The organism is Cellvibrio japonicus Ueda107, assembly GCF_000019225.1.
Classification (GTDB): domain Bacteria; phylum Pseudomonadota; class Gammaproteobacteria; order Pseudomonadales; family Cellvibrionaceae; genus Cellvibrio; species Cellvibrio japonicus.
This window is the reverse complement of record NC_010995.1, coordinates 927,716-945,447: the sequence shown is the minus strand read 5'-3', so window position 1 is coordinate 945,447 and position 17,732 is coordinate 927,716. Positions and strand designations below refer to the sequence as shown.

14 protein-coding genes are annotated in these 17,732 nt (G+C 51.3%); 1 reads left to right on the top strand and 13 read right to left on the bottom strand.

The window, feature by feature from the left end:
- Positions 1 to 114: 114 nt before the first annotated feature.
- From CJA_RS03920 to CJA_RS03895, 6 genes are all read right to left on the bottom strand, one after another.
- Complete coding sequence (locus CJA_RS03920; RefSeq protein ID WP_012486461.1) at positions 115 to 2,940, bottom strand: TonB-dependent receptor; 2,826 nt, start codon at positions 2,938 to 2,940, stop codon at positions 115 to 117.
- A gap of 132 nt (positions 2,941 to 3,072) precedes the next feature.
- Complete coding sequence (locus CJA_RS03915; RefSeq protein ID WP_012486460.1) at positions 3,073 to 6,498, bottom strand: LamG-like jellyroll fold domain-containing protein; 3,426 nt, start codon at positions 6,496 to 6,498, stop codon at positions 3,073 to 3,075.
- A gap of 385 nt (positions 6,499 to 6,883) precedes the next feature.
- Positions 6,884 to 7,396 carry a GNAT family N-acetyltransferase gene (locus tag CJA_RS03910; protein WP_012486459.1) on the bottom strand — a complete coding sequence of 171 codons (513 nt, stop codon included), beginning with the start codon at positions 7,394 to 7,396 and terminating at the stop codon, positions 6,884 to 6,886.
- A 141-nt stretch (positions 7,397 to 7,537) separates the two neighbouring features.
- Positions 7,538 to 8,572, bottom strand: coding sequence for a lipoyl synthase (gene lipA / locus CJA_RS03905; RefSeq protein ID WP_012486458.1), 1,035 nt, complete (start codon positions 8,570 to 8,572; stop codon positions 7,538 to 7,540).
- A 60-nt stretch (positions 8,573 to 8,632) separates the two neighbouring features.
- Positions 8,633 to 9,280, bottom strand: coding sequence for a lipoyl(octanoyl) transferase LipB (gene lipB, locus CJA_RS03900; RefSeq protein WP_012486457.1), 648 nt, complete (start codon positions 9,278 to 9,280; stop codon positions 8,633 to 8,635).
- The gene (locus CJA_RS03895) at positions 9,281 to 9,553 is read right to left on the bottom strand and encodes a YbeD family protein (RefSeq protein WP_012486456.1); all 273 of its coding nucleotides are present in this window, start codon (positions 9,551 to 9,553) and stop codon (positions 9,281 to 9,283) included.
- Positions 9,554 to 9,715: 162 nt separating this feature from the next.
- On the opposite strand from CJA_RS03895, the gene CJA_RS03890 reads away from it, so the two are divergent.
- On the top strand, positions 9,716 to 10,231 hold the full coding sequence (locus CJA_RS03890) for a TlpA family protein disulfide reductase (protein WP_041551035.1): 516 nt from the start codon (positions 9,716 to 9,718) through the stop codon (positions 10,229 to 10,231).
- 68 nt (positions 10,232 to 10,299) lie between these two features.
- Here the strand turns inward: CJA_RS03890 and CJA_RS03885 are convergent, their stop codons facing one another.
- From CJA_RS03885 to rsfS, 7 genes are all read right to left on the bottom strand, one after another.
- Positions 10,300 to 11,517 (bottom strand): D-alanyl-D-alanine carboxypeptidase family protein, encoded by a 1,218-nt coding sequence (locus tag CJA_RS03885; protein WP_012486454.1) that lies wholly within the window; start codon positions 11,515 to 11,517, stop codon positions 10,300 to 10,302.
- 103 nt (positions 11,518 to 11,620) lie between these two features.
- Positions 11,621 to 12,502 carry a septal ring lytic transglycosylase RlpA family protein gene (locus CJA_RS19840; RefSeq protein WP_012486453.1) on the bottom strand — a complete coding sequence of 294 codons (882 nt, stop codon included), beginning with the start codon at positions 12,500 to 12,502 and terminating at the stop codon, positions 11,621 to 11,623.
- A gap of 37 nt (positions 12,503 to 12,539) precedes the next feature.
- Entirely contained in the window at positions 12,540 to 13,538 is a 999-nt protein-coding gene (mltB, locus tag CJA_RS03875) for a lytic murein transglycosylase B (protein ID WP_012486452.1), read from the bottom strand.
- Between the two features lie 22 nt (positions 13,539 to 13,560).
- Positions 13,561 to 14,715 carry a rod shape-determining protein RodA gene (gene rodA / locus CJA_RS03870; protein WP_012486451.1) on the bottom strand — a complete coding sequence of 385 codons (1,155 nt, stop codon included), beginning with the start codon at positions 14,713 to 14,715 and terminating at the stop codon, positions 13,561 to 13,563.
- The gene (gene mrdA / locus CJA_RS03865) at positions 14,712 to 16,715 is read right to left on the bottom strand and encodes a penicillin-binding protein 2 (protein WP_012486450.1); all 2,004 of its coding nucleotides are present in this window, start codon (positions 16,713 to 16,715) and stop codon (positions 14,712 to 14,714) included. Before mrdA ends, rodA begins: the two co-directional genes overlap by 4 nt.
- A gap of 35 nt (positions 16,716 to 16,750) precedes the next feature.
- Complete coding sequence (rlmH, locus tag CJA_RS03860) at positions 16,751 to 17,218, bottom strand: 23S rRNA (pseudouridine(1915)-N(3))-methyltransferase RlmH (protein ID WP_041551033.1); 468 nt, start codon at positions 17,216 to 17,218, stop codon at positions 16,751 to 16,753.
- Between the two features lie 138 nt (positions 17,219 to 17,356).
- On the bottom strand, positions 17,357 to 17,689 hold the full coding sequence (gene rsfS / locus CJA_RS03855) for a ribosome silencing factor (RefSeq protein WP_041551031.1): 333 nt from the start codon (positions 17,687 to 17,689) through the stop codon (positions 17,357 to 17,359).
- Between the last annotated feature and the right edge of the window lie 43 nt (positions 17,690 to 17,732).

Here is a 17,732-nt window from a genome sequence, read left to right as displayed (position 1 = left end):
ATTATTATATACAATAAAAATCAAAAAGCCAGATCCAGGCTGAAAAAGATTGATTGACAATATCGCCGACAATAAAAAGCCCCGCGAGCGGGGCTTTTTTAAACGCTAATAACCCTAGAACGAATAGCGCGCACCCAAGGCATAGGTTTTTGAGTAAACGGCATTACCAAAGTTAAACAGGTTTTGATTTCCCTTACCGTAATAACTTTGATAGACATCATCCAGTAAGTTAGTTGCATCGAAGGTCAAGGTGAGGTTATCCAACACATCATAACTTAACTGAAAGTCCAGACTACGCTCCGGACGGCTCCAGAATTGGATTGGGTTAGCAAAAATAGCCGCCTCATTACCCGTGTAGAATTCTTCACGCCACACATAAGACAAGCGAGCTTCAAATGCATCCTTATCATATGCCAGTACAACGCTGTAGGAAGAATCAGAAACACCCGCCATTTTTGAGTCAACATAGCGACTGATATTACCGTCCGTATCGAACTCCGGTGTTGATTGTGAAGAATCCAATAGTGTGAAACTTGCCTGAATACCTAAACCATCCAAAGCATTGGGCAGATAATCTGGAAAGTGAACAAAGCCAATCTCCAAACCAGACAACTCACCATTAGCCGCATTGACGGGGGCGCTCAGTACATAGGGACGAGTGACACCATCGTCCCCCGTTCTGGTCACGGTTTTGCGCCCCGCAATCACCAAACCATCAATTTCTCGCTTGAACCAGGCGCCATAAAGTGAGCTGCCTTCTGCAAAATACCACTCCAGTGATAAATCATAGTTAGTTGATTCCGTAGGCTGTAAATCCGGGTTGCCACCATTACCGGTTCCATAGGGGATACTGGTCACAGGATCAAACCAATATTGCAGTGCATTCAAATCCGCGAAGTTGGGCATACGCAATGTCTGGGTATAGGATGCACGAGCAACGACATCATCCGTAACATTCCAGTTCACAACCAGGCTTGGCAGGACTTTGCTTGCGTCGCCTTTACCTTCGCTATAGTTGTATTGGTTAGATTGTGCTGACGTTTCTGACCAGAACTGCATGTCCTGCTCATAGGAAACATAACGCACGCCCAGTTCACCACTGATATCGTCACCAAGACTAAACTTGCTGGTGAGGTAAAGTGCAGCCGAGGTTTCTTCAATATCAAAAGTCTTGTAAACGTTTTCTTTTTCCAAGCCGTAGACGGCGCGGACAGCGTCTGCGTTGTCTAATAAATAGGAACCATCAGCGGTGATAAAACTGTCAAAGATATCTGCCCGGCCATCAAAATAATCATTAACCGTAAAAATCAAACCGGAGCCATCACCTTTGGCGCCATTGGCAACCAGCTGATCCATTAAGTCAGTCAGGCTAATACCTGCAACAGAGGAAGAGTCTTGTCCACGGGTAAACTCTTGCGCCCCTCTAACTTCATAGCGTCCACCGGCTTTAACTGAATTGATAAACCCGTTATCGACATGCCATTCCACATCCAGTGTGAATGCCGTTGAGTCACCGGAGTTACCGCCGCCATTGTCCCATATCGTTGAAGCAGTCCAATTGCCAATAGCAGCCATATCAGACTCATCAAGAGATGGAGTAGCAGGGTTATCCCAAAAATGCAGTGATGGCAAACCGTCCTTATTGTTATAGTCCACATCGAGGCCATAGGCTGTTCTTGCAAAGCGCATGGCGAAGAAGTCCGTAGTGTATTTACTGTCCTGATATACCAGCTCTGAATTAATGGTTAATTTATCCGATGGTTCCCACTTGGCGCCCAAGGCATACAAATAACTATCTGTTTCACCATAGGAGTAATCACCACTTTGGAAACCACCATTGTTCCGTCCCTGGTGTTCTTTAACGACGACGGTACCATCATAAATCACGGGGATATCGATATTGCCATCGCCATGCTCCAGGGTATTAGAGAACCACATGGCATTTTGTGATGAGTTTTTGTATCCGGTATAAAAACCTTCCGCAAGGATTTCCAGCTCATCGTTAGGAGCCCATTGGAAGGAAACACTGGCCGCGGGGCGCTCACGCTTACCGGTAAAAGATGTACCAAACACCGCGTCACGCATCAGCAAATAATCAACCGCCTCACCACCTATGTTCAGGGTCGAACCCGGTGCATAGGGAAGTCCGTTCTCAAGACCTGCCTGCCAGATTAAGCTGCCATCACCTACACCTTCCGCATTGTAGTTATTTGGAATCATTTCATAAGGTGAGTAGGCAAAGTGCGGATTAGCAGAGAAATAGGGAAATACAGCACCCGCAGTCATCGTATCGTCACGATAATTGGTCTTAACATACGATAGGTTTAAGAGTGCACCGAACTCACCGGCGGATGTTTCCCAACGGTTGCTAAATAATGCACTGATATTCGGATCCGTTTTTCCATCCTGATCGCCATAAATGGCGCGACCGGCTAATACAATTTTTTCCCCGTCAAAATTAAACGGGCGGTGGGTTTTAATATCAATTGAACCCGCAATGCCTCGCTCAACCTGATCTGCTGAACGAGTTTTGTAGACCATTACATTGGATAATAAACTCGCAGGAATATCTTGCAGGGCTACCGACCGACCGGCACCGGTGAAAATATCGCGACCATTAACCGTAGTGTGCACATCGGTCAAACCACGAATAGACACCGTACTAACTTCTCCCGAGCCACGACCGGTAGTCTGGACACCGGTTACGCGCTGTAAAGCCTCCACAACGTTGTTGTCAGGAAACTTACCAATATCTTCAGCAACAATCGAATCAACAATTTGAATGTTATTACGCTTGATATCAAGCGCTTTGCTCAAACTTCCTCTAATCCCCTGAACAACAATTTCCTCGATTTGTTCCTGCGGTTCTTCCTGGGCAATAGCAGACTGCGCCAATATCACCGCCAGTATTGCACTAGACAAAGCTTTTTTTGAGTACATGATGTGACTCCAGAATTTTTATTAATATCGGTTCTGGCCGTTCTTTATGTGTAACTGAAAATCAGTTCTGAACGACCGACTTCTCGCCATCTCAACAGGTCAGATAAGGGGAGCGAACTCCCCCTGTTCACGTTATTGAGCTACAGAAGCTGACCCCTCTTGATATAGTTCACCAATCGATTCAGCTGTGATGGCACCACTAAAAATCTTCAGCTCATCAACTGCACCGTTGTAGGGGGTATCCCAATAATTCACACCAATGGCGAATTCATTGGTTTCACCCGGTACAGTGAATACGCGCGGGAAGCCGGTGGATTCCAGTTTAAGTACACCATTAATGTATATTTTCACCGTGTCACTATTGTCACCATCGACAGTGATGGCAATGTGGGTCCATGCGTTTTGGGGTATGCGCATGTCCAGCTCACCCTTATCGAAATACCCCCCCTTGTCTGCCCATAGGCGGGTTTTATTGCTGCCATTCATGGATGGCACCAGGCTAAGCCAGGAAGTACCCGAGGCACCGCCGAAAAACGCCGTCGTGAAGTTGGTGAATGCAGCGGGCTTCAACCACATGGCGATAGAATAGCTGTTTCCAGTAATCAGGTTATCTGGCAACCTCACACCTGATGTGCCATCCAGGCTCAGCGCTGAACCTTTCACACCCTCAACGTAAGTGACACTACCACCTGCCCCCAGAATACGATCACCGGTAATTTTTCCAGCACCATAGGCACCTTTGGCTTCCAGCAGATCATTTTCAAAACTGTACTCTGCCGGTGCGAGTGACTTGACAGTAACGTCAAATGTCTTGGTTTGTACTTGTCCCTCAAACGTAATGGTCGCCGTTAGAGTTACGACCTGATCGCCTTGTAAGGCACTGGGTTGAGTCACTTCCGCCACCCCATTAACAGGCTTCAGGAATGTCTCATTACTGGAAGCCCAACTAATGCCGGACACAAAAGGACCTACACGAGGAAGCTCAAAGTTTTCGCGCACTGCCGACATATCACCCAGTACCAGCGCATCTTTCACAAAGCCGGCAAATAAGGAGGGATCTGTCAGGTTATTAATAGCGGCACCATTAATATCAAGGCTGTTCAGTGCATAGTCATAGACAATAAACTCATCAATTTGACCCTTGAATGGTATATCCCAGCCATAATTAACACCGAGTGCAAACAAACCACCACCGGCAGCACTGAAAATATCCTGACGGGGCATTGAACCTGCATAACTACCATTAATGTAAAGCTTCATAGTGGCATCAGCATAAGTAATTGCCACATGCTGCCACTGATTTAACGGTGCTTTAGCTGTGTGTACGATCTGGTTCCAATCATCAGTTTCTACTGTGCCGTCCTGGAAGATATAGCTCCAGACAAGGGATGTCGTCGTAAAGTGCGCTGCACTATCCGGGATAAAGCTGATCCACTGGTTGTCAGCTGTTGCCGCAAAGAATGCGGGCGTATAGGCAGTCAATGCTTCCGCCTTCATCCAGAAAGATACGGTATATTCACTGGTTTTAATGATGTCATCAGGCAAGCGTACGCCATTATTGCCATTGAATTGGAAAGCCTGGCCAGCATAACCTGCTGAATACGCCGGACTGGTTGCCCCCAGATTTAATAAATTATTATCTGTGGCACTCGCCGATGCATAATTACCCATTGCATCCGTTAATACATCTTCAAACTTGTAATGGGCAACAGCATTTCTAAAGACGGGGCGTGCATAGAGGGTAACCGTAAATTCTTTCGTAGTGCTCTGACCATTGAGCGTAATATTGGCCGTCAGGGTTACTGTTTGATTACCAAGATCCGGTGTCGGGATAAAGACATTACCATTGTTGCCAATGTAATATTCATTACTGCTTTCCCAGTTAATGGCCGCGCCGTTTTTACCCGCAGTAGGTAAAGAATAACCTTCATCGGAAATTGTTAATTCGGTTTTAACATCCAGGGCATCAGCCACTGTTGCCAGCGCTTCACTGGTTGCCGTAATGGGGTCAACTCGCGTTCCAAACACCGTTTCACCACCAGCAGCCATTGCAGAAAACACTGGAACCAGCTCTTTCAGGTTGTCATCCCATTGCCATTTGACAACACCAAAATAAACACCTGACGTTAATTCCAGCTTGATAGCATCGCCACCTTGTGCAGCCCAGTTACCCGATTCAGAACCAGTCACACTGCGATCCGTGTTCAATGCAATATACGTTGATTTAATCGCAGCCGTATTGACAGCTTTACCCTGATTAACAAATTTGTAGTAACCGGGAATTTCATTGACATCAACAACATTTTGCCCCTCAAGTGGAGCATAGCGCTGTGGTGAGGCAACCAACCATCCCGCTTTATTCACAAACATTTCATGAACACGAACAGCATGAGCTTCTTCGTTGTTGGGATAGTCAGTTGATGTTGCAGGGAAACGTGTATGTGTGACCAGGATATGACGTCCGGTGGCTGCATCATAATATGCAGAGTTGTGACCCGGTGATTGATACCCCCAGGATTTACCCTCTTCGCCCAATGTCTGGACGAACTCAAACCCGCCCAATAACTTACCGCCAATCTCCAGGCCAGCAGCATCTTTAATATCGTTTCCAGCGGGGTCCAGATAGGGGCCATCGGGTGTTTTAGATCGGGCAATACGAATGTTGTAGCCATCATTCGCTGCAAACCCGGCCACAGAATAGAACAGGTAGTAATAATCGGCTACCGGGCTATACATGACAAATGCACCTTCGATAGCTCGGAAATCACCGCCAACCAAACGTTTACCAAACCCTTGGCCAGCTTTGGGTTTGCCAGTATTTTCATCCATAGCCAGCACGAAAATACCACCCGAGTAGGAGCCATAAACCATCCATAAGCCACCACTTTTATCGTAGAAGGCAGCAGGGTCAATCACGTTTGGATCTACAGCACCATTCCAGGTTGTTTGGCCGTTATCCAGTGGATAGGAAGAAAACTCACCGGCCTCGCGGTAACCGCTACGCAAAAACACACCCTTATCAACATAAGGGCCTTCAATCGATTCAGCTTCTGCCAGCCCCAGATATGAACGGTTCCAGCATCCACCATCAGCTTCCGTTTGCGCACAATGATTGTAATAAAACCAATACTTGCCATTAGGCGCCTGAATAACATCGGCAGCCCAGTTACCTTTATAGCCATCAGACCAGGTAATACCTTCAGCTATTTCGGTTGAGTAGGTATTAAACAGTGGGCTCTCATCTACCCTGTCATTAGCAGATAAAACGGAAATGTATTCCCAATTAATCAAATCGGTTGATTTCGCGGCAGCCAGATGCGAACCAAAAATATAGTAAGTACTACCGGCTTTCACGACAGATGGATCGTGGACACCAATATCCTGCCAATCAATTGAACCCTCCACAGTCAGTGGGATAGAGGTTGATACGCTTGGCTTACTATAGGAAGGCTCTTCAGATGCCGGAGTCGATGGGTAGGTTTTATTGTCACCGCTGCCACCACAACCGCCCAATATCAGCAGGCCGCTCATGGCAAGCGCCAGGCTTGTCAATTTCATGTAGGTTTACCCTCTCACGTTGTTATTACTTATTAATTAACCTCGTTTTTCACTGACCGGTAGCTAGCCTCTCCAGCCAATGGATAGCATTATTGCAATGCCACATATGTCATACAATAATACTATCAAAATATAATGTCACGCTATTTTTCAGGAATGACGCTATTGTTATGGGCTAAATAGCCTAACCTCATAAAAATTTCAATATATTATATTACAATATGTACAAAGAAAGGATATGAATAAAAGGGGTCGCCCCTAAACGTTCAAAGGCCAAAAGCTAAGATGTTGTTTTGTATGGAAATATCCGAAGAAGTAAAAATCCCCCATAAAAAAGGCAGGCGACCTTGAGAAGGTTGCCTGCCTTTTTACAGGTCAGCCACACTCACAGTAATACCCGCATAACATTGACCGGCCTACCCGCCAGCCGGGTGCGGCGTTCAATGCTCCAGCCCCGCTTTTGGTAGTAATCCGTAAAGTCACTCGCCGATAACCACAGCTCATCAGCGTTTAGCAGCCTGGCATATTGCTTGGCAGCATCGATCAATTGGTTGCCGATACCACAGCGGCGATGGACTTCGTCGACATACAGATTGCTCAGCCATAAAGGGCTGGGACTATTTACCTTGGGCATACGCTGACTGGTGCGATAGGTGTAATCAACCAGGCTGACACAACCCACTAATTGCTGGTTCACCAAGGCGACCAATGTCGTGGGTATAGACGCTGTTTGCATGTGCAGCATTAAACGCTGCTGGCGTAAGACCAGAGTGGACTTTAATCCCTGGCGCTCGCACTCCTGATGGTGCCAGGAGGCGACCTGGGAAAAATGCTGTGGCGCATCTTGCAGGGGAATGACTGCGAACGCAGGGGATTGACAACGAGCCGTTGTGATCACGATAAAACGCCAAAATAACCAGTATGGGAGACGCTGGAATTAATTAACTATAGAAGAGATGAGGGAGAGGTATAACAACAGGGAGATGAATCCCGCCTGAAAACAGGCGATTACCCGGCCTGGAACAGACCGGGAATATCATCAGGCTTTTTTAGCGTCGCCAAACCATTGTACTGACTCACCATGGGCCTGCTTGTCAGCGTGATAGCTGGAGCGAACCAATGGACCACAAGCTGCATGTTTAAAGCCCATTTGCTCTGCCAGTTGCGTGTATTCGGCAAATTCGTCCGGATGCACATAACGATCTACCGGCAGGTGATCCCTGGAGGGTTGCAGATACTGGCCAATGGTGAGCATATCCACATCGTGATCACGCAGATGCTGCATGGTTTCGATGATTTCGTCTTTGGTTTCACCCAAACCAACCATCAGCCCGGATTTGGTCAACACATCAGGGCGGCGCGCCTTGTATTGCCTGAGCAGTTCCAATGACCATTCATAGTTAGCGCCGGGGCGCGATTGGCGATAGAGGCGCTTGATGGTTTCCATATTGTGGTTAAACACATCCGGCGCTTCTTGCTCCAGGATATCCAGGGCGATGTCCATCCGGCCGCGGAAATCAGGCACCAGCACTTCCACTTGCAGTTTGGGGCTCAACGCACGAGCCTCACGAATACAATCGGCAAAATGCTGGGCGCCGCCATCGCGCAAGTCATCGCGGTCTACCGAGGTGATGACCACGTATTTGAGGCGCATCTCGGCAATGGCTTCAGCCAATTGGCGCGGCTCATTTTCGTCCAACGGATTGGGTTTACCATGGCCCACATCGCAAAAGGGGCAACGGCGGGTACAGATGTCTCCCATGATCATAAAGGTGGCTGTACCGCCGCTAAAACATTCGCCCAGGTTGGGGCAGTTGGCCTCTTCGCAGACAGACGATAGCTTGTTTTTACGCAGGATGGATTTGATGCGTTCTACTTCCGGCGAGGCGGGGATGCGCACGCGAATCCAGTCAGGCTTGCGCGGCAGGTCGTCGCGGTCGGAGGCGATCACCTTTACCGGGATACGCTCTACCTTGTCGGCATCGCGCAACTTTTCACCCTGTTTGTAACGCTCGGTGCGTTTGACCGGTTGCAATTCAGGAGCGAAGGTGGATACAGGAGGTAGATCAGACATAAAAAGCTCTTTGTATTGGCAGCGAGAGTGCCACTAGCCCGTTGATGTGCATTTCGGGAGTCAATTGGCGCGCATTGTACAGGTTTCGTAACCCAATTTCCGCGCGAATTGGCAAACCAGTTGTTCTTGTACCTGCACCAGGCTGGGCGTTTCAGGCATAAGATCGCGCATTTGGGTCATGGCCAGGCCCTGATAACCACAGGGATTAATCCGTAAAAAAGGTGATAAGTCCATGTCCACATTGAGTGCCAAACCGTGAAAGCTGCAGCCGCGGCGCACCCTCAGCCCCAGGGAGGCGATTTTGTGGTTTTCTACATAAACACCGGGGGCATCCGGTTTTGGGTAGGACTCAATGCCATATTCAGCCAGAGTGGCCACTATAGTCTGCTCAATCGCCGTTACCAGGTCGCGCACCCCCATTTTGAGGCGACGCAAATCCAGCAGCGGGTAGGCCACCAGTTGGCCGGGGCCGTGGTAAGTCACCTGCCCGCCCCTGTCTGTCTGTACCACGGGAATATCGCCGGGGAATAGCAGGTGTTCCGCCTTACCGGCCTGCCCTTGCGTAAATACCGGGGGATGCTCCACCAGCCATAATTGGTCAGGCGTGTCCGGCGTGCGCTGATTGGTAAATGCGGTCATCGCCTGCCAGCTTTGCTCATAGGGCTGCCGGCCCAGGTTGATGACGTCAAGCAAGGGCAATAAAGCCACCTAGATCACCATCTTTACACGCTGGCTGATACGCAAATCCTCGTGGATTGCGCGCAATTGCGGCTCCCCGGTTGCCGTAATCCACACCGTCAGCGACTGAAAGCGACCTTTACTGCTCTCGTTGATGGTGATGCGGGTCTGGTCAAAACCGGGGGCATGGCGCTCCATAACATCGATGACCAGGCTGTGCAGCTCCTGTCCGGCATCGCCCAGTACCTTGATGGGGTAGTTTTCGCAGGGGAATTCAATCTTGGGGGGTTGTTGTTCGGACATGACATAAGCTCCAGCAGAATGCCGCTATTATAAGGGCGAGATGCGCGTTCCCAAAGACGCAGGCCAAAAGAAAGATGCCGCATATCCCGCTTGCTTTTAGCCAGCGAATTCGCAATCCTGCGACCCCGGACTACCCACCTAATAATGACAGGGACCCCTGCTATGAAATATTTGATGATCCTGCTCCTGGCACTCTTCGCGAATACCAGCACTTCGGCACCCTATAAAACGGGCGATACGCCACTCGACGCCCTGGGAAAATCCTCATTGGGAGAGGAGGTCAGGATTTCCGATTACTACGGTAAGGTGGTGATTGTTTCCTTTTGGGCAACTTGGTGTGGCCCCTGTATGAAAGAGCTGCCCGTACTGGGCGGAATCCAGAAATCGGCAACCACGGAACAACTACAAGTCATTTCCATCAATTACCGGGAAGACCGCCGACAATTCCGCAAAATCGCCAAGGCCTTGTCCAATACCGACATGGTGTTGATTTCCGATGCCCAGGGAAAGATCGGCAAGAAGTTCGGCGTAGAGGGGATTCCCCATATGGTGATCATCGGCCGGGATGGCAAGGTGGCGGATGTTCACATTGGTTACAGTGAGGCCATGCTGCCAGCGCTGGTTGACCAGATTAATGAAATTGCCCGCCGCCCTGCCGCAGAACCTACAGAGAGTTGACAGCGCGTTTATCCTCATAAAAAAGGCCCGCTTTGCGGGCCTTTTTTATGGATTACACCAGAGGTTAGCTAACTAAATAACCCGCGGAAGAACAGCTTGATACTGTCCCAGACACGGGCGAAGAAACCTGCTTGCTCTACAGGATTGAGGGCTACGATCGGACTGTTGACGATCAATTGGCCATCCAGCTCTATCGTCAAATTGCCCAACTCCTGTCCAACCTGGAGCGGCGCCTTGATCGTTTCATTGACGTGCATCTTGGCTTGCAGCCCCTGCTCACGACCTTTTGGCAGAGTCAGGGTAATCGCATTGGCCAACCCGAGCGTCACTTCATCGGTTTTACCCGCCCAGACACGCTGTTTGCTTAACTCCTGACCAGCTTGATACAAGGTAGTTGTTTGGAAATAGCGGAAACCATAGGCCAGGAGCTTTTGTGTTTCGGCAGCGCGCGCCTTTTCGTTGGCGGTGCCCATAACGACAGCAATCAAACGTGTGTTTTCGCGTTTGGATGAGGCAACCAGGCAATAGCCCGCCTCTTCGGTATGGCCCGTTTTTAAGCCATCCACAGTCTCATCGCGGAATAACAGCTCATTGCGGTTGCGCTGGCGAATATCGTTGTAGACAAAATATTTTTCCGCATGGAGCGGATAGTAAATGGGATGATCATTGATTATCGCACGGGCCAAAATTGCCAGGTCTTTGGCAGTAGTGAGGTGCCCTTCGGCCGGCCATCCGGACGAGTTTTCAAAATGGGTGTTCACCATCCCCAACTCAGCGGCTTTTTGATTCATGCGATCAACAAACGCATCCTCATTACCGGAGTGATATTCAGCCAGGGCGACAGTGGCATCGTTACCGGATTGGATAATCACGCCGCGCAACAAGTCGATCAGCGGAACCTGGGTGCCCTCTTTCACAAACATGCGTGAACCACCCATCTGCCACGCCTTCACACTGATAGGGACCAGGGTTTGCTCCTGGTAGCGACCTTTTTCCAGCTCATCGACAATCAAATAGCTGGACATCATTTTGGTGAGGCTGGCCGGTGGCAATTTTTGCTCTGCATTGAATTCGGCAATGATACTGCCTGTCGTCGCATCCACCAGAATATAACCAGTGGCCGCTAATTGCGGTGCCTGGGGAATCGCCACGGGTTGCGCCGGAACGGGAGCAGCCGTTGGATTGGGCGTCGGCAGCGTTGACGTTGGCAGGGTATTGGAAGGAACCTGTGCAAAGGCGGATGTGGTGGCGAGCAGCGCAGCTGCCAACAGAATTTTTCTAACCATGGGATTGTTTAACACCTTGTCAGTTCGCTAAATAAAACGAGTGAAAAAATACGCGCAAATTGTACCAGTAATGAATTAACACAAGCCAAACACAGGCTGAACTTTACTGTTGGTAAACAACATGGGCATCAAAAATTTTAAGGCGCGCCAATTGATTTCGGCCCTGTTGCAAACTGGCCGCATCCTTAAAGGGACCAACACGGACGCGATGGATTTCCCTGGGTTGTGAAGCCGATGTCACCACAACGGGGATCGTCAATTGGGCGCGCAAACGATTGGCAAAATCCTGGGCAGCCTGGCGGCTTCCAAATGCCCCCACTTGCAAGAAAGTCCCCGGTGGCAAGACAGATTCCACCTGTCCCTGTTGCGTTTGCGGACGGCGCGGAATCGGAGTGGCATCGTTAGGCAATGCAATTTCCACCTCTACATAGCCAGTACCGGTTTTGTGAATACCAATACGCTGGGCAGCGGCATAACTCAAATCAATGATGCGCCCATCATGAAAAGGCCCGCGATCATTCACCCGCACTACCACGCTTTTTCCATTCTGGAGGTTAGTAACGCGCACATAAGAGGGAATGGGCAAGGTTTTGTGCGCCGCCGTCATGGCATACATGTCGTACAGTTCGCCATTGGAGGTGTGGTAGCCGTTGAATTTCTTACCATACCAGGAGGCATGGCCCCGCTCGCGATAGGCGGTTTCATCCTCCATCAGGTAATAGGTTTTCCCCAGCACGGTATACGGGTTTTTATTGCCCGCGCGCGTGCGCTGTTCATGGCGTGGCACCGCATCGGGCACATGGGAGAGATCAACATCTTCATCGGGGCCGAAATCCTTATCGTGTTTATAGCGCCCCTCATTGCCGGTGGTCGGCGGTGTTTTTTGCGCTGGCTGCTGACTGCAGCCAACCATCAACACCAACAGTGCACACAGCAGATGAAATCCGCTCAGTGCAAACCTGTTGCGGGGGAGCATCATCAGCATTGGATATACCCTCTCACCAAAGACCCGTTGCGAGCTGTTATCGGGATTTTTCTTTTGCGGCTTTAATTTCCTGGCTCAACTGATGCACGGCCATGGCATACATGGGACTGCGGTTGTAGCGGGTGATCGTGTAAAAATTCTGCAGGCCCAACCAGTATTCCAGCCCATTAGCCCCATCAAACTCAATAGCAATGGCGGGTGTTTTACTATTCACCCTGCCAGTAGGCGCCACCCCTTTCTTTTTCCACGCAGAAACACTGACCGCCGGAGGCACAATATTGTTGAACCCGGCCAGCTCTCGTTCGCCATCAAATTTTGCTGGAATGACCACCGCCTTACCCGATTGCCAGCCATGTTTAACAAAATAATTCGCCACACTGCCAATCGCATCGGTGGGATTATTCCAGATATCGGCAAAACCATCGCCGCTAAAATCCACGGCAAAGTTGCGATAACTGGACGGCATGAACTGGCCAAATCCCATGGCACCCGCATAGGAGCCTTTAAACAACGTCGGGCTCTGCTGGTGTTCGCGGGTTAATACCAGGTAGTTCTCCAGTTCGGAGCGGAAAAAAGGTGCACGGGGTGGATAGTCAAATGCCAGGGTCGAAAGCGCATCCAGCACGTAATGACTGCCCATATTGCGGCCGTAATTGGTCTCCACGCCAATAATGGCCACGATCACCTCGGCGGGAACACCATATACCTGTTCAGCACGATTCAATGCCTGCTGGTTTTCTTTCCAGAAGGCGACGCCATTGGTAATACGCAGGGGTTGGATAAAAATAGGGCGATAGTCGCGCCAGGGCTTGGTTTTTTCGGCGGGGCGGGAAATCGCGTCAAGGATCGGTTGACGCTTGTTGGCGCGTTTGAGTATTTCGCGGACTTCATCGGCCTTGAAACTGTGTTTGGCCACCATATCCTGTACAAAACCTTCGGCAAGCTCGTGCTTGCTGTAGTCTGCCCAGGCTGTCGTTGCAGCCAGCAGCCCCAGGTTAAATCCCATCAACCTACCCATACGCAACAATAACTTCATAACAAAATCCTGTGATCAACGATTACGACTGGGGCGTCATGACCCGTTTTTTCTCTGTAGCAATGGCCATCAAAATACCAAAGCCGGCAAATAGGGCCACGATGGCCGTCCCGCCCTGGCTGATCAGCGGCAGGGGCACCCCCACCACCGGCAACATACCTGACACCATACCCATATTGACGAAGACATACACAAAAAAAGTGGTGCTGATGCTGGCCGCCAGCATGCGCCCGAATGCATTCTGCGAACGCAGGGCAATGGTCAGGCCGCGCCCGATCAGCAAAGCATAAAGGCTGAGCAGTACGACAACCCCTAACAGGCCAAACTCCTCGGACATTACCGCGATAATAAAATCCGTATGCCCCTCAGGCAGGAAGTCCAGGCGCGATTGGGTGCCCTCCATCCAGCCTTTGCCCGACAAGCCACCGGAGCCTATGGCTGTCTTGGACTGGATAATGTTCCATCCGGCCCCCAGGGGATCGGATGTCGGGTCAAGCATGGTCAACACCCGGCGACGCTGGTAATCATGCAACATAAAGTGCCAAATAGGCCAAAGGCTGGCGAGGAACACCACCACGGCTACCGCGATATAACGCCAGAGCAGACCCGCGTAAAACAACACCATTAACCCCGATGTCGCCACCAGGATCGAGGTGCCCAGATCCGGCTGCTCGATAATCAGGGCGGTGGGGATACCAATTAACACCAAAGAGACCACCACGTGTTTGAATCGCGGCGGCAAAAAGCGCTGGGACAAGTAGGCTGCCAGGGTGATGGGCATTGCCAGCTTCATGATTTCCGAGGGCTGGAAACGGAAACTGCCAATCTGCAGCCAGCGCTGGGCCCCCATGGAAATATCGCCAAAGACAGTCACCGCCAGCAGCAGCAGTACACCACCGGTATAGGCGACCGGTGCCATACGGCGCATGAAGTCGACCGGAATCTGGGCCACCACAAACATGGTGATATAGGCCAGGGCAAAGAAGGTCGCCTGTTTTTCAACACTGGGAAGGTGATGGCCACTGGCACTGTAGAGTACCGTCAGGCCAATCGTCGTCAGCACCAGCAAAATCCCCAGCAGGACAAAATCGATATGGAGCCGCTCTTCCAGGCGCGCGCGGCGACTGAAAGCACTGGCAGCATCCGGCATGCGCCGTAAAAAATCCTGTCTGGTCATCGACTGGCTCCCGCCGGGGTACTGGATGATTGGGCAGAGGCACCCGTTGCCCTGGTCTCCCGAGCCGCCTGGCGCTGGGCGATATAGGCATTGGCGCGCTTAATAATGGCCGTTGAGTGATAGCCAAAGGGCGGCACTTCATCCCCCGGTTTGAGGTAATAACCCAATAAATAGGCGTCCATAACCCAGCGCGCAACAGGCGCCGCCTTGCCCGATCCACTTTCCGCATTTTCCACCATCACGGCGACAGCGATCTGCGGATCATCGACCGGGGCGAAAGCCACAAACAGCGCATGGTCGCGATGGCGCTCCTGCAACAATTCGGATTTGTATTTCACATTCTGGGCAATACCAATCACCTGGGCAGTCCCCGATTTACCTGCCATGCGGTATTCCGCCATTTGGCTCACATGACGGCGGGCCGTGCCCCTGGCACCGGTCATGACTTCTTCCATACCCTCAAAGATGGCATCCCAATATTCGGCTTTGGTGTCGATAACCTCTTCCACGATCGGCTCGAACACTTTGTTGCCAAGCTTGCGAATAAATTGCGGGCGATAACGCACCCCGCGATTGGCGATGGTAGCGGTCATCACCGCCAGTTGCAGTGGTGTTGTCAGGGTATAGCCCTGGCCGATGGACATATTCACTGAATCGCCGGGATACCAGGCCTGGCCTTTGGCGGCGCGTTTCCACTCGCGCGACGGCCAGACACCCCGGCGCTCATGGGGAATATCGATACCGGTTTGCACCCCCAAACCAAACTGGTTGCCAAACTCGCTCATGCGGTCGATCCCCATGCGGAAACCCAAGTCATAGAAATAGGTATCGCACGATTCCGAGATCGCCCGCTTTAGATCCACCCGGCCATGTCCACCCTTGTCCCAGTTCCAGTCGCGGAAAGGGCGCGACACATTGGGCAAGCGGTAGATCCCCGGGTCATTAATCGTGCGGTGCACATCGGTAAACCCGTAATGCAACCCCGCCAAGCCCATCATGGGTTTAATGGTCGAGCCGGGCGGGTATTGCGCCTGCAGGAAGCGGTTAAACAGCGGCGTGTCTATATCTTCATTCAGGTTCTTGTAATCGCGGTAACTAATCCCGGTCACAAACAGGTTGGGATCAAAACCGGGATTGCTGACCGCCGCCAGCACACCGCCTGTCTTTACATCAATGGCCACTACGGCACCACGGCGCCCCTGCATGACAGCAACGACAGTTTCTTGCAAACGGGTGTCCAAATGCAGTTGCAGGTCTTGCCCCTGCACCGGATCGATACGATCCAATACGCGCATAACGCGACCGCGCGCATTGGTTTCCACGTTTTGGCTGCCGACCTGGCCGAGCAAGACATCTTCATAGTTGCGCTCGATACCCAATTTGCCAATCGAGTGAGTGCCCGAATAGGCCCGCTTTTGCTCGGGCGTGAAGGATGACATTTCGCGCTCGTTGATACGGCTGGTATAACCAATCACATGGGCAAACAAGTCCGCTTTGGGATAATTGCGCACCAGTTCCGCTTCAACTTCAATACCGTCCAACAGATGCTGGTTCACCGCCAAACGCGCAATCTCCGCTTCCGTGAGGTTGTAGCGCAGTGGAACAGGGTCAAGGTGGTGGCGCTGTTGTTTTTTGAGGCGGTAGAACTTACCCAGGTCAGCCGCGCTGATGGGAATAATCGTTTTCAACCGCTCAATCATGTCATTCAACTGGGCCTGGTTGGAGCTGACAATGGTGAGGGTATAACTGGGTTTGTTGTCCGCCAGCAGCTCGCCCTGGCGATCAAAGATCATGCCGCGCGTGGGGGGAATAGGCTGAACGTGGATGCGGTTGCGATCAGACTGGGTGGCGTAGTCTTCGTAGTTGACGATTTGTAAATCGTAATAGCGGTACCCCAGTGAGCCGAGCAGCATGAGCATGAACAGCAGCATCACCACCACCCGGTTGCGAAACAACCGCTGCTCACGCTGGTGATCTTTAAACTGTTGGGTTTCTTCCATCGCTCGGGAAAACTCGGGTCGACACAGGTTATGGGTTATTTGTGATAAGGATGGTTCTGCAAAATCGTGCAGGCGCGGTAGAGCTGCTCAATCAACAGGATGCGCACCAGCGGATGGGGCAAGGTCAGGGGCGACAATGACCACTTGATCGTTGCCTGCGCCAGCGCGGCCGGCGCCAGGCCATCGGGGCCGCCAATCAACAAGCAGAAATTACTGCCGCTCATTTTCCAGCTGGCCAGCTGCTCCGCGAGTTGTTCCGTACTCCAGGGCTTGCCTTTGACATCCAGGGCTATCACCTGTTCCCCCTTGCCGATAGCGGCGAGCATGGCTTCGCCCTCTTTCTCCATGGCTTTGGCAACATCGCTGTTTTTACTGCGCTGGGCGAGCGGCAACTCCACCATTTCCACGGCGAGATCACGCGGCATGCGCTTGGCATACTCGGCATAACCCTGTTCAACCCACTCGGGCATTTTGGTGCCCACGGCAATAATTCGAATACGCATCGGCTTTAATTTGGCAAGATCCGGAAAGCATCGTCCGGTATCAGGGTACAAGACCGTCGGAGACAGGATGTCGACGTCGAGCCCCCATGGAGGGGTTTACGGCGTGTCTTGTACCCTGATACCGGACGATGCCTGGCACTAACTGCGATTGGCCGGCTTCATCGACCAGAGTTTTTCCAGCTCGTAGAAATCGCGGGTCTCCTGCTGCATCACATGCACCACGGTATCACCGTAATCCACCAGCACCCAGTCCCCCACCTCAAGTCCCTCGATACCCAGCGCACGGAACCCCTGCTTCTTGGTATCTTCCACCAGGTTTTCCGCCAGGGCGCGGGCATGGCGGCTGGAGGTACCGCTGGCGATGATCAGGGTATCCATCACATCGGACAGCTCGCGGACATCCAGGGTGACAATGTTTTTACCCTTAAGGTCTTCGAGGGCATTGATGATGGCTTGGTTTAAATCTGACATGCAGTTACCTGTAAACAATAAAACGTAAAAATTCAACAAGGCG